Consider the following 12,504-nt stretch of genomic DNA (forward strand, 5'->3'; position numbering starts at 1 on the left):
AGCATGTTTAATTTTTTCAAACATGCTCTTTTATAATTTATTTATATACTAATAATCAGATTATACTTCAACGTCACTTAACAAAAAACTCCATTTTAACTTTACAAATTTTGAAGTTGAACATTTATATTCTCCTTACTTAATCCCCCATGGTAACAAACTACAGATTCAATATGTAAATTTAAATACTTCTTCAAAGACTGCTTTGCTTCCTTAATATTTATAGTTGTTGGGGCGTGAATTCCTCCTAACATCCCATTCACACTATACATAGAGTCTCCTGCAATAAGAATTTTGCTTTGTTTCAAATATAAACTAATATGACCCGGAGTATGCCCTGGAGTATGAAGAATTAGTATTCCACCACAATACGGAAGTTCTTGCCCGTCAATCACAGTATCACTCACTTTTCCTTTTGGGCGGTTCTCTACATTTCCGTCCTTCAATAAAGGTAAATCCCCCTCGATATATGGCTTATCTAGTTCGTGCGCATAAACTTTAATATTACTTCGACAGCGCTGCAACAATTCTGGCAGACTACCTATATGATCAATATCCTGATGCGTCAAAATCACGACTTTTAACTTATCAAATGATACCCCAACCTTTTCCATCTTTACTTGTATATCTTCAATTTGTCCTGGGAAACCCGTATCTATTAATACTGCCATTTCATCATTCCATAAAAGAATTGGATGAATAACAAATTCTTGAAATTCAAGTTGTAACATTTCTACTCCTTTAGCAATCTCCATACAGCCATTCTCCTTTATGTTGAAGTTTGAAAATATGTACAAGTAAACTGAAAATATAAAGTGAAACTTTAATCCGTGGGGTTTTACTACCCGACAAATAGCAGGATAAAGCACCTCTATCTTATAATATGTTTTGTCATCCCAATAGAGAATGCTTCAAACCCTATAGATTCATAGTAAGATTGCAATTTTTCTACACACATAAGTTGTGGAATAACCTTGTTTTGTTCACAGTGCTGGATTAATCGTTTCACTATTTCTTTTCCGATGCCACTAGACTGATATTTTGGCAATACACCAACTCCACAAATAATGCCTGTTATGACTCCATCTGATATGACACGCCCCATCCCTACTAACCTCTTATCATCAAAAACATAAATTGCATACCAACTTTGCTTACACATTCGTTCTAACTCGTTAACCGTTAATTTAAGAGAATTCCATCCTAAAGATTCGTATAAGGATAATAATCCATTAAAATCTGTAGGGTGTTCACTTGTGTAGCGTATACTATTTTCCATGTAAACACTCCCTATTCTCTAGCTTGTTTATATTTCATAAAATTCCCTTTACACAAATCTGATCGATGTAAAAATAACTAGAACAAACTTCAATAAGAAAGATAGAATTCCTTCTCAATATAAAATAAAAAGAAGTTATCTCACTTAAGATAACTTCTTTTATATAAGACTCTCATTATATTATCAACCAAAAATTATACAACTACATACGATAAGCACAAACAAAACTAATAAACCATTTGAGAAATAACCCATTAAATACTACCCCTTTATTAAATTATGTAAAAGATTTTATCATAAAATGATTTACAACTTAATAACTGAAAAAGACATTGTATTCATTAGTTATATACGTTTAGTAATATTTTATATTCGGTTATATTCTCGTTCCCTAAAACCACTTCTCGCATCCTCATAATTCAGTCCACATAAATTCAAAAAACAGTTATTAGTAAACATTCATTTACTATAAAGAGTAATTTTAATTGATTTATATTGAATTTAGTAATAAAATAATAACTAAACTCATAAAGGAATCAAAAACAATGAACCAAAACGAATTATTAAACGAATACATGAATTTATTATTAAATATGTCAGGTACTTTTAAATTACTATCGGAGAAATCCTCAGAATTTACACATTTAGAACAACATGTAGTAGAGTATATCGCCCAGCAAAAGGTGCCTGTAAATTTAAAAATGATTGCTAGTTATTTAAACATCCCTAAACAACAATTAAGTGTAACAGTACGTAACTTAGAACAAAACGGATACATCATAAAAAAGAAAGATATGGTAGACAAAAGAGCTATATTAATCTCTCTGACAGAAAAAGCTGAAAAAGTACATTATGAGAGATGGAAACAAATATATAATAATTTCACAGTAAACCTCGAAAAGTTATCTGAAGAAGATAGGCGGGATTTAACTTATGGACTATATAAAACAAATACAATGCTCTCAAAAATGTTAAATAACGACTAAATATATTGTTTATTACTAAACGGAGGATGTTTCATGGCTAAAGAATTAGATTTACAATCCGTGCAAGGTACGATGCTTATTCCCTTATGGGGAAGAGCATATGGCAGTGAGAAAAATAAGGATATTTTAGATGATATAGAGGCTATTCGAATTATTAAAGAATGTAATTTTGACTTCTCAACAATAGCAAATATATTTGGCGAATACGGATGTATCACATACATTACCCGTGCACGAAAAATTGACGATACGATAAAACAATTTATAATAAAACACCCGAATGCTACTATTGTAAACATCGGTTCCGGACTAGACACTACTTTTTCAAGAATCGATAACGGTACAATACATTGGTACAACCTTGATTTGCCCGATGCAATCTCTTTTCGCAAAACTTTAATTGAAGATACGCCTAGAAATATTAGCATTGCTAAATCACTATTTGATACTTCTTGGTTTGACGATATAAAATATAATTCAAACGACGGTATTCTTTTTATATCAGCAGGTGTGTTTTATTACTTTAAAGAAGAAGATTTAAAAAAGATCGTAGTCGCTATGTCAAAACGTTTCCCTGGAGGAGAATTATATTTTGACGCTGAATCAAAGTTCGCACTGAATCTTTCGAATGCTACTGTAAAGAAATCCGGTAATAATGGTGCTATGATGTATTTTTACGTAAACAATCCAAAATTAATAGAAAAATGGTCCTCTACAATAAAAGTATTAAGCTGCTCCCCTTTCTTTAAAGATATACCTACAAATAAAGATTGGGACGGTAGTACGCGTATAATGATGAGAATTGTAAACTTAATAAAAATGTTGAAGTTTGTTCATTTACGGTTCAAAAAATAATAAGTAAAGAAGAGCTCAATACATTTATACTTAGGTTATAAATGTTAATTTCAATAAAATCAAAGGCAGAAACATAATTGTGAAGTGAAAATTTAATCAGTGGGGGCTTTGCTCATCCCCCACTGATTATTAGCCCTCACCAATCGAGCTTTTACGGCAGCCCGAACCCCACCTAACTTCTTTGCTTTCGCTGAATTTTGAGGTAGGGGTCTTACTGCCCGACAAATAGCGGGATAAAATCTTGCATGCACTTTACGTAGGAGCTAAAATGTTGAATCTCACCGATTTCCAAATCATGTACACCATCTTGCAACATTAACTGATTCATTTATCCTCTCTCCTCATCGCTCACTTATTACTATCTAAATGTATAAGTTCTGACCATTCACACTTTTCCCCTTTATATCCTTTAGACACTATCCTCATTTATATGAATAGCTTTCTTATTCAAAAATAGATTTTTAAAAATTCCTACTCCCACAATTAATAAACCTATACCAACTAATTTATTTATTTGTAATGGAATGCTCTCCATTCCAAATAATCCAAATGTATCAATGCATAACGCAACAACCAATTGAGTAATAAGACTAATTAGCACCGTATATGCTGGACCTAGACTCTTTATTGCACCCATTATACAAATAATTAACCCGATACCAAACAGTCCACTTACATAAAACAAATAATTTGCAGTATACACTTTAATGCTAATACTGTTTTCTGTAATGATATAAAATAGAATAGAGCTAATGAGACCTATCCCAAGGACACATGTAGTTATTAACCACTGTCCTACATTTTCATTTACTTTTGCATTAAAAACAGATTGTACGCTAATTAATATTCCTGCTAATATAGCTAAACTAAATCCAATCAAAATCTTCCTCTCCCTTTCATTGCTCATATATATTATCTTTAGCGACTTCCTTCATTCTAGAAAAATCTTTAATTACAATAACTCCATTACTCTTTTTAATTAGTTTTTCATTATAAAATCTTTGTAATACCCGAATTACGTGCCTATAACTTACCCCTATAAAATCTGCAATACTCGTTACTGAAGTTGCATCCAAATCCCCTTTATACATATTCCCGTTACTATCTGTTGAAATTGAAAGCAAATAACTAGCTACACGTACTTCTACAGGATAAAGTAAATTAAGAGCAGTAAAACGAGTCGATATTTTTAACGTGTTCGCAATGTTTTCAAGCAAGAACTTCATAAATATAGGATCATGTAATAACTTGTTTCTAATAACCGTATTAGAAATAGAGATTGCTACAACATCTGAACAAGCCTCAACGATATTATGTGCTTTGCTATTTTGAATTAATTCAATATCACCAACAATGGCCAATGGATTGATAAAGCGAAGGATTAGTTTCTTCCCTTCAGGTGTAATCGTGTAAACTTTTACTTTACCTTTAACAACAAAATATAAACGATCCATTTCGTCATCTATATTGCAAATAAGCTCGCCTTTTTCAAAGTGATTTAATTGAAAATAAGCTGTATCTATTTCTGAAAAAATCTCGAGCGTTTTATTGGTTTTCAAATAATGCGTAATTAAACCTGATCTATCCTCCATATTCATTTCTCCTTTCATTTACATATTAAATACAACAATACCTATAATCATTATTATTGTTCCCACAATATGATATCTCTCCATCTGTATCTTTTTTATATGAAATAGTCCTTTCATTTCAATAACTGTTGCCGTTAACAATTGAGCAACCATAAGTGTGCCAGCTGTCAATGTAACTCCTAGTGCATATATCGCCATAGTTTCTGCACAAATAATGAATCCACCAAATGCACCCGCTGCTAAATATATTTTTTTCACACTCTTTAAATTCGTTATTTTCTCTTCTTTCTTTAACAAAAATACAGTTGTTACAATAATGAATCCAATTAAATGGGTTATAATACTCGTCGACCATATACCGATATGTGAACTAAGTTTCGCATTAAAGGTTCCTTGAAGTGTTATAAATATCCCCGCAAAAACAGCAAATATAATACCTTTCAAAAAATCATCTCCTCATCCTTTATTTCTGACTTAATTAAAAACCATCATCCTATAATGGCAAAAGGACAAATGTCACATCACTATGAAAACAACTTGGAATGAACAAAAAAACACACCTCAAAAATGCGGGGTGTGTTTATGTTTATTATTTATATATAAAGTTTTATAAATTTAAATTACGCTACATTAAAATATTTCTTTTTCATAACAAACTTTGTAAATAAGAAACGTACAAGCGGTCCCATAATAATTAATTGTAATGGATATGCCATTATGAAATTTTTAATAAAAATCGAAAAATAAATGGAAACAAATGAATCTCCTTGTAGTCCACCATGTAAATACATCATAGCCATACCGAAAAATGACATAAAGAACACCATTCCAATTACCATAGTTGTCGCCATTGCAACGATAATATTTATTTTTTTAGATTTATCAAATGGCAATATGAATACAATTTTTTTCGCACAAGGTCCAACGATACATATTTCAATTAATAGTGCAATAATAAAGCCAATTAATAGTTCTAATGCAATCTCTTTAATATAAATTGGTCCTCCTGTTTCATTCATTAGTAAATTGTAAAACGTCATTACGATAACCATCCCAAGGCACATCATCATGCCAAATTGGAGTTTTTCCTTTCTTGTTGTTGGCAAATTTCATCATCCTTTCTCTTTGAGTCTTTGTCATTATATCGACATTGGAAACCTCTTCGTAAGTGAACATTTTGTGAATAAATTTAAAACGTTTTCATTTTTTCCTTTCTACTCAAATTCTCACTTTTACTTATAGAGGTTATATATATCGCAATGTTGAATTACTAAATTTAACATTGCATTACACTATTACTAGGAGGATAACCATGAATGAAGCAGAATTTTACGCATATCACATCGTAACAAGGAAAAAAATGCATATCGGACAAATCATTCTTTTTAACAAAAATCAACACAATACTCTATATCACTTCTTTTTTGAAAGAGAACAATTAAATGCTAGTGGTGAAGATGGCATACAAATTTTAAATAAACACTATAAAAATAACGAATTACATATAAATAATGAAAATACTAAAGTAGTTATGAGTTATATGGATCAAACAATTAGAGCAGTTAGAGAAACAATTGTAGAAATGGTTAGACTACAAGAATTCCCTGAATACCCTTCCAGGTTATCTTGTTTATACGCTTCAAAAAGCTATGAAGATGCTTTAAAATGGAAAACATTATTTGATTCTTACAATCGAGAAGTTTTACAGATTGTTAAACTACGAGTGATTGGAAATTCTTTTGAAGGTGACGGGAATCTTTTACCGAAAGAAGATGGAATTCCTTTTTCTCAAAAAATCGAACAAGCTAGAGAGTATTGGAAAGGAAATATTAGAAATGATCTTCCTGAGCTACTGATTAATGGAGAAATTGAAGTGGTGGAAATTATTGATGACTTTTCCTCAATTCATATTTAATTTCTAACTAAATCATATAGGATGGAGATTACAATGAAGAAAAAAGTGTACTTCAATCATGATGGCGGCGTAGATGATTTAATTTCATTATTTTTATTACTTCAAATGGAAAACATTGAACTTACGGGGGTATCTGTTATCCCAGCAGACTGCTATTTAGAACCCGCAATGTCTGCCAGTCGTAAAATTATCGATCGCTTCGGCAAAGGTAATATTGCCGTAGCCGCTTCAAACTCTCGCGGGCAAAACCCGTTTCCGAAAGACTGGCGGATGCATGCATTTTATGTAGATGCTCTACCAATTTTAAATGAGTCTGGAAAAGTTGTAACACCCGTGGTGGCAAAACCCGCGCATCATCATTTAATAGAAACGCTTCTACAAACGGAAGGAAAAACAACTTTATTATTTACTGGGCCCCTAACTGACCTTGCTCGTGCATTATATGAAGCTCCCATAATCGAAGATAAAATTGAACGCCTCGTTTGGATGGGTGGTACATTTCTTAAAGCTGGCAATGTACATGAACCAGAGCATGATGGAACAGCTGAGTGGAATTCGTTTTGGGATCCTGAAGCAGTAGCTCGTGTATGGGATGCAAAAATTAAAATCGACTTAGTGACACTAGAAAGTACAAACCAAGTTCCGTTAACTATAAACATACGTGAACAGTGGGCAAAAGAGCGAAAGTATATTGGTATGGATTTCCTTGGTCAATGCTATGCAATGGTCCCTCCTCTCGTTCACTTCTCAACGAACTCTACTTACTATTTATGGGATGTACTAACTACCGCTTTTGTCGGAAACACTAGCCTTGCAAAAACTGAAACGATTAATAGTATCGTTCATACATACGGACCAAGCCAAGGACGTACAGAAGAAACTACTGATGGACGACCTGTAAATGTCGTTTATGATGTAAAACATGATGTTTTCTTTGAATATATTACTGAATTAGCAAAGAAAGCTGCTACTTAAAACCTCAATAACACGAAAAAATTTATTAAGAATGATATACTTTAATTAATATAACATGAGGTGATAAGATGGATTATGAGTTACTAAAAGAACGAATAGAAATTATAACTTCTAGAATTAAATACATAGGTGGTGAAGTTCAAGAAGTTTGTATAGATGAACCATCTTCCCTTGAACAAATAATCCAAGTAGAAGAAAAACTGGGTATTAAACTACCAAATAGCTTCAAAAAAGTACTTTTAGAGTTCTCAGGAAATTTTAGCTTACGCTGGTTTTTACCTGATGATGTAGAGCTACCAAATGAATTTACTGATATTTTTTGCGGAACACCCCACTGGAGTTTAGAAAGTCTTTCTGAATTCGAAAAAGAACGTAAAGACTTGGTTGACGAGTTTTTTTCAAATCTAGATGATGAATATGATGTAGTTTGGCACAACAAATTAGCATTTTGTGAAGTGGGAAATGGAGATTATTTAGCATTTGATATGAAAGATGATATAGATGCTCCGATAATTTACCTAAGCCACGACGATGGAGAAGGACATGGGTATAAGATTGCGAATAATTTCATTGAATTCATTGAGAATTGGTCAAGGGTAGCTTTTGTAGGATGCGAAGATTGGCAGTGGTTACCTTTCACTACCAGTTTTGAAAGTGGTGTAAATCCAGATGATGAACCAGCCAAAAAATTTAGAAATTGCTTGGAACTTAATATTTAAAAGAGTATTGAATTAAATTTCAATACTCTTTTTGTGCAATTTAATTATATTTGATTAATGTAGTGTCTTACAGATTATTCATTTCATAACCATTGACAAAATACGTTATTGTTTCTAACTCATCTGCATTTAATTCTCTATCTAGCTCTTGTTTATACGCTGCCTTTATCTTCTCTTCATCGCCTTTATGAGCTTCTGTATATGTTCCTACTGTTTTTAGCAAATGAATTTCTTGTAAAAACTCGTCTCGATTTATAGCTGCCCCATGAGAAAGAATATATGTCTCAGCATCAAATTTCTCTAATTCATCTATCAATTTAAACGTTCTTTTCGTCGTATAGTTCCACTTTGAAGAAAAAATATCTGCATATATACAATCTCCTACAAACAATATCTTTTCTTCTTTTATATACATAACAACTGAATCATGCGCATGATCTCCGCCCACATGTTTTAACACGCATGTCACTTCACCAAGGTCTAATTCCATTTGATCCTGGAACGTTAAGGTTGGAGGAATAATGTTAATATTTCTCGCTTTTTCTTCAAACTCTTTCTTAATACAATCCGCACAAAATGCAATTTCAGTACCCTCTTTTACGCGTGCGTCCAACGCTTCATCTGTCCATTCATAAGATACTATTGCCTGCATTTCTTTTTTCGTTTCAGCCTGCGAAATAGTTAATGCATTCTGTAATACAGATAATCCAAAAATATGATCCCAATGCCAATGCGTTAATGCTACAAAATCAGGATTCGATACATTTTGTTCTTTTAACATTTCTAAAAATAATTGTGCATGTTCTTCTGAATTTCCTGCATCAATCATTAACGTTTTTTCTTGTCCAACGACCATTCCTAAGATAGGTCTATCTGTTTCAGAAACAGGTGTCATATACCAAAATGAGTTTCCTATTTTTTTAATTTGTTGCATAACCAATTCCCCTTTTCATTTTCTCACTTAAAATTAATATATAAATTATAACGAATCACTACTTTTTTCTCTATAATCAAACACAATTACTTGGACTAATCTAACTTTCCTTTTCGTAAGCTAAAAATAAGGGAATAGAATCGGAGTGTGATACTATGGAACGTTTATGGATTCCAATGATTGTAACATTTTTTTCGTTCGGTGGATTACTATTAGGAGGTGCTGTTGGAGTAGCAACACGCCAACTTATTGAAGAAAAGATGCATCGTTTATACGCATTATGTGGTGGTATTTTACTTGGGCTTTTATCCCTTGAAATTATTCCTGAAACATTTTCAAGCTACGAAATGGTTGGGCCTATACTTGGTATAGCTATCGGTATTTTAGTTATGAGCTTATTAGATAACTATTGTCACCATCCAATGATACATAAAAAAGATCAACAAGCATGGCAAACCTTCCTTTTTCTCTCTTTCGCTATATTTATTCATAATATACCGAGTGGATTTGCGTTAGGTACAGCTTTTATAAATCATAATGACTCTGCCATTCCCTTTTTAATAGCAATCGTCGTTCACCATATTCCAGAAGGATTAGCTTTAATTATTCCATTTCTTTTTACAAAACATAAATATATTTCCTTTTTATTAACGACTTTATTACTTTCTCTTATTCTCGGTACTGGCACAGTTTTTGGCATTTTGATGGAAGGAAAAGCTCTTCACCTGCAAGGCCTCATTATGGGAAGTGCTATCGGTTCACTTGGATATGTCACAATTCATGAAATGCTTTGGAAAGCTAAGAAACAGCTCTCTTTCCTTACATTTCTAATGTGGGCAACTAGTGGTTTTTTACTAATAACAGTGTTCACTTTATTCGCTGGTCATCATTAAAGTTGCTAAAGTGAAACTTTTGTTCCTCCCACACTGATTCTTGGATTACAAATAACTAGATAAATTTCTTACTTGTATATTTTTCCTTTTTATTCAAAACATAATGTTATCTACCTATTATAAGGAGGAACAATTATGTTTGGGAAAACAGCAGGTGAAGCATTAGTTGATTTATTAATTGATTGGGGAGTAGAGCACATATACGGTATGCCTGGAGATTCCATTAATTCTATCATTGAAGCTTTAAGAAAAAAACAAGATAAAATTAAATTTATTCAAGTTCGCCATGAAGAAGCTGGTGCATTAGCAGCGGCTGCCTATGCGAAATTAACAGGAAAACTTGGCGTTTGTATGGCAATTGCAGGACCTGGTGCTATTCATTTATTAAATGGTTTATATGATGCGAAACTCGATAAAGCCCCTGTTCTAGCAATTTCAGGTCAAGTAGAAACCGATTTACTTGGAACGGACTTTTTCCAAGAAGTAAATTTAGAAAGAATGTTTGATGATGTTGCGGTTTATAACCAGCGTATTATGTCAGCAGAGCAACTACCTGCCGTAGTGAATCAAGCAATTCGAATGGCTTATACGAAAAAAGGTGTATCCGTTCTTACTATTCCAGATGATGTTCCGAAATTTGAAGTGAAAAATGGTGCCCGTGTTACAAATACTTCTTTTACTTTGCCTGAGTTGTTTCCACAAAAAGAAGATTTAGATGCAGCGAAACTCGCAATAAATGAAGCGAAAAAGCCTGTGATTTTAGCTGGAAAAGGAACAAAACATGCGAGAGAATCTTTACTTGCATTGGCAGAACAAATTGGTGCTCCAATCGTACTTACATTACCAGCTAAAGGAATTATTCCTGATGAACACCCTCTTTGTATTGGTGGATTGGGATTAATTGGAACGAAACCTTCTTATGAAGCAATGAAGCATGCAGATACTTTAATTATGGTCGGTACTTCTTATCCGTTCACCGGCTTCTTACCTGAAAAAGCAAAAACAATTCATATCGATACAGATCCTGCCCAAATCGGGAAACGTTATGCGACAGATATTGGTTTAGCTGGTGATGCTGATAAAACATTACGATGGTTAATTGAAAATGTTGAAGAACACACAGACCATTCCTTCTTAGAACAGCACCAAGAAATGATGAAAAAGTGGGAAGAAAAATTACACGAGCAAGAAGAAGACTCTTCCATTCCAATTAAACCACAACGCGTTATGCATGCTCTGCAGCAAGTAGCACATGATGACGCAATTCTATCAGTTGATGTCGGAAATGTAACAGTATGGACCGCAAGACACTTCCGTATGACAAACCAGCAATTTGTCATTTCTAGCTGGCTCGCAACACTTGGTTGCGGTTTACCTGGTGCTCTTGCTGGAAAAATTGCATTCCCAGATAAACAAGTATTTGCAGTTTGTGGTGATGGCGGATTTGGAATGACGATGAATGACTTCGTAACAGCTGTAAAATATAAATTACCAATCGTTGTCGTCGTATTAAACAATAATAAAATTGCGATGATTAAATTCGAGCAAGAAGTCATGGGTAATATCGAATTCGAAACAGATTTAACGAACCCTGATTTTGCAAAATATGCAGAGGCGTGTGGAGGTATTGGATACCGTGTTGAGAATTTAGATGAACTCCTTCCCGCTTTCGAAAATGCAGTAAAACAAAATAAACCGTGTATTATTGATGTAGTTGTAGATGCTAACGAAGCACCAATGCCAGCAAAAATCACATTTGGTCAAGCCGCTGGTTATACGAAGCATATGATAAAAGAATTATTTGAAGAAGGTAAGATTGATTTACCTCCACTTTAAACGAAAAAAGATAGCTGAAAACAATTTGTCTTCAGCTATCTTTTTTTATTTTTGTATCTCTTTATAAAAAGAAAAGTCATTCATAGTTGGTTGTACTTAAGACTCTTATTTTTTATCAAGAGTCTTTTTATTTAATTTCGCTTCAGTTAATACTATGTAATACTATGCATCTAAAAATCTTTATACATCTCGCTAACTATTTCAATTCTCTAAAGTTCGGATATACTTTATTTTATGAATGTATCGCACATCCACTTATAGAATTTTTCTTTCTCTTCAAATTGTGGATAATGAGCTGATTTCTCAAAAGTAATAAATTGTTTTTGATCTGCTTCTATCTTATCAAAATATGTTTTTGCTGCATGGAATGAAGCTTAGTAGGCAATGGATTTTTTAAATCCTTTTCTAATAAGACAGTTTGAGAATGTGATAATCCAACGTTATAACGAATTACGTCTAACAAGTTATATTCATTACAGAAAGATTTGAAAACATCTCGCATACACATTTTTATAAAAAC

The 12,504-nt window shown here is 32.8% G+C and carries 14 protein-coding genes and 1 pseudogene; 7 read left to right on the forward strand and 8 right to left on the reverse strand.

The window, feature by feature from the left end; all coding sequences use genetic code 11:
* Window positions 1-101: 101 nt before the first annotated feature.
* Both QCI79_RS01060 and QCI79_RS01065 read right to left on the reverse strand, forming a co-directional pair.
* The gene (locus QCI79_RS01060) at window positions 102-755 is read right to left on the reverse strand and encodes an MBL fold metallo-hydrolase (protein ID WP_000401504.1); all 654 of its coding nucleotides are present in this window, start codon (window positions 753-755) and stop codon (window positions 102-104) included.
* Window positions 756-871: 116 nt separating this feature from the next.
* Window positions 872-1,279, reverse strand: a complete 408-nt coding sequence (locus QCI79_RS01065; protein WP_000431735.1) for a GNAT family N-acetyltransferase — start codon at window positions 1,277-1,279, stop codon at window positions 872-874.
* 545 nt (window positions 1,280-1,824) lie between these two features.
* Here QCI79_RS01065 and QCI79_RS01070 point away from each other — a divergent pair.
* Together QCI79_RS01070 and QCI79_RS01075 are read left to right on the forward strand one after the other, a co-directional pair.
* Complete coding sequence (locus QCI79_RS01070; RefSeq protein ID WP_001072998.1) at window positions 1,825-2,265, forward strand: MarR family winged helix-turn-helix transcriptional regulator; 441 nt, start codon at window positions 1,825-1,827, stop codon at window positions 2,263-2,265.
* A 33-nt stretch (window positions 2,266-2,298) separates the two neighbouring features.
* Window positions 2,299-3,120 (forward strand): class I SAM-dependent methyltransferase, encoded by an 822-nt coding sequence (locus QCI79_RS01075; protein WP_001040747.1) that lies wholly within the window; start codon window positions 2,299-2,301, stop codon window positions 3,118-3,120.
* A gap of 409 nt (window positions 3,121-3,529) precedes the next feature.
* Here QCI79_RS01075 and QCI79_RS01080 read toward each other — a convergent pair whose 3' ends face one another.
* From QCI79_RS01080 to QCI79_RS01095, 4 genes are all read right to left on the reverse strand, one after another.
* Window positions 3,530-4,000, reverse strand: coding sequence for a DMT family transporter (locus QCI79_RS01080; protein ID WP_000579021.1), 471 nt, complete (start codon window positions 3,998-4,000; stop codon window positions 3,530-3,532).
* Between the two features lie 16 nt (window positions 4,001-4,016).
* On the reverse strand, window positions 4,017-4,712 hold the full coding sequence (locus QCI79_RS01085; RefSeq protein WP_000390194.1) for a Crp/Fnr family transcriptional regulator: 696 nt from the start codon (window positions 4,710-4,712) through the stop codon (window positions 4,017-4,019).
* Between the two features lie 18 nt (window positions 4,713-4,730).
* Window positions 4,731-5,156: a DMT family transporter gene (locus tag QCI79_RS01090; protein WP_000676018.1), complete on the reverse strand. Its 426-nt coding sequence runs from the start codon at window positions 5,154-5,156 to the stop codon at window positions 4,731-4,733.
* Window positions 5,157-5,332: 176 nt separating this feature from the next.
* Window positions 5,333-5,818: a DUF2798 domain-containing protein gene (locus QCI79_RS01095; protein WP_001143394.1), complete on the reverse strand. Its 486-nt coding sequence runs from the start codon at window positions 5,816-5,818 to the stop codon at window positions 5,333-5,335.
* A gap of 206 nt (window positions 5,819-6,024) precedes the next feature.
* Between QCI79_RS01095 and QCI79_RS01100 the strand changes: the two genes are divergently transcribed.
* The 3 genes from QCI79_RS01100 to QCI79_RS01110 all read left to right on the forward strand — a co-directional run bounded on the left by QCI79_RS01100 (window position 6,025) and on the right by QCI79_RS01110 (window position 8,321).
* On the forward strand, window positions 6,025-6,627 hold the full coding sequence (locus QCI79_RS01100) for a DUF2441 domain-containing protein (RefSeq protein ID WP_001001044.1): 603 nt from the start codon (window positions 6,025-6,027) through the stop codon (window positions 6,625-6,627).
* Between the two features lie 21 nt (window positions 6,628-6,648).
* Window positions 6,649-7,602 (forward strand): nucleoside hydrolase, encoded by a 954-nt coding sequence (locus tag QCI79_RS01105; RefSeq protein ID WP_003284231.1) that lies wholly within the window; start codon window positions 6,649-6,651, stop codon window positions 7,600-7,602.
* A 68-nt stretch (window positions 7,603-7,670) separates the two neighbouring features.
* Window positions 7,671-8,321, forward strand: a complete 651-nt coding sequence (locus QCI79_RS01110) for an SMI1/KNR4 family protein (protein ID WP_000384350.1) — start codon at window positions 7,671-7,673, stop codon at window positions 8,319-8,321.
* Between the two features lie 67 nt (window positions 8,322-8,388).
* On the opposite strand, the gene QCI79_RS01115 is transcribed toward QCI79_RS01110, so the two are convergent.
* On the reverse strand, window positions 8,389-9,255 hold the full coding sequence (locus tag QCI79_RS01115) for an MBL fold metallo-hydrolase (RefSeq protein WP_001186121.1): 867 nt from the start codon (window positions 9,253-9,255) through the stop codon (window positions 8,389-8,391).
* A 155-nt stretch (window positions 9,256-9,410) separates the two neighbouring features.
* Here QCI79_RS01115 and QCI79_RS01120 point away from each other — a divergent pair, with 155 nt between their 5' ends.
* Together QCI79_RS01120 and QCI79_RS01125 are read left to right on the forward strand one after the other, a co-directional pair.
* Window positions 9,411-10,148 (forward strand): ZIP family metal transporter, encoded by a 738-nt coding sequence (locus QCI79_RS01120; protein ID WP_000440632.1) that lies wholly within the window; start codon window positions 9,411-9,413, stop codon window positions 10,146-10,148.
* 135 nt (window positions 10,149-10,283) lie between these two features.
* The gene (locus QCI79_RS01125; protein ID WP_000467240.1) at window positions 10,284-11,984 is read left to right on the forward strand and encodes a pyruvate oxidase; all 1,701 of its coding nucleotides are present in this window, start codon (window positions 10,284-10,286) and stop codon (window positions 11,982-11,984) included.
* Between the two features lie 227 nt (window positions 11,985-12,211).
* Here the strand turns inward: QCI79_RS01125 and QCI79_RS01130 are convergent.
* A pseudogene (locus tag QCI79_RS01130) lies at window positions 12,212-12,459 on the reverse strand (hypothetical protein); the annotation flags it as partial.
* Between the last annotated feature and the right edge of the window lie 45 nt (window positions 12,460-12,504).

This window comes from Bacillus cereus group sp. MG1, assembly GCF_040460035.1.
Taxonomy (GTDB): Bacteria; Bacillota; Bacilli; order Bacillales; family Bacillaceae_G; genus Bacillus_A; species Bacillus_A cereus.

What these genes read in the sequence shown, in the direction of transcription:
- QCI79_RS01065 (WP_000431735.1), bottom strand. Translation starts at nt 1,279, where the DNA reads ATGGAAAATAGTATACGCTACACAAGTGAACACCCTACAGATTTTAAT.
- QCI79_RS01085 (WP_000390194.1), bottom strand. Translation starts at nt 4,712, where the DNA reads ATGGAGGATAGATCAGGTTTAATTACGCATTATTTGAAAACCAATAAA.
- QCI79_RS01115 (WP_001186121.1), bottom strand. Translation starts at nt 9,255, where the DNA reads ATGCAACAAATTAAAAAAATAGGAAACTCATTTTGGTATATGACACCT.
- QCI79_RS01100 (WP_001001044.1), top strand. Translation starts at nt 6,025, where the DNA reads ATGAATGAAGCAGAATTTTACGCATATCACATCGTAACAAGGAAAAAA.
- QCI79_RS01125 (WP_000467240.1), top strand. Translation starts at nt 10,284, where the DNA reads ATGTTTGGGAAAACAGCAGGTGAAGCATTAGTTGATTTATTAATTGAT.
- QCI79_RS01110 (WP_000384350.1), top strand. Translation starts at nt 7,671, where the DNA reads ATGGATTATGAGTTACTAAAAGAACGAATAGAAATTATAACTTCTAGA.
- QCI79_RS01105 (WP_003284231.1), top strand. Translation starts at nt 6,649, where the DNA reads ATGGAGATTACAATGAAGAAAAAAGTGTACTTCAATCATGATGGCGGC.
- QCI79_RS01060 (WP_000401504.1), bottom strand. Translation starts at nt 755, where the DNA reads ATGGAGATTGCTAAAGGAGTAGAAATGTTACAACTTGAATTTCAAGAA.
- QCI79_RS01070 (WP_001072998.1), top strand. Translation starts at nt 1,825, where the DNA reads ATGAACCAAAACGAATTATTAAACGAATACATGAATTTATTATTAAAT.
- QCI79_RS01075 (WP_001040747.1), top strand. Translation starts at nt 2,299, where the DNA reads ATGGCTAAAGAATTAGATTTACAATCCGTGCAAGGTACGATGCTTATT.
- QCI79_RS01120 (WP_000440632.1), top strand. Translation starts at nt 9,411, where the DNA reads ATGGAACGTTTATGGATTCCAATGATTGTAACATTTTTTTCGTTCGGT.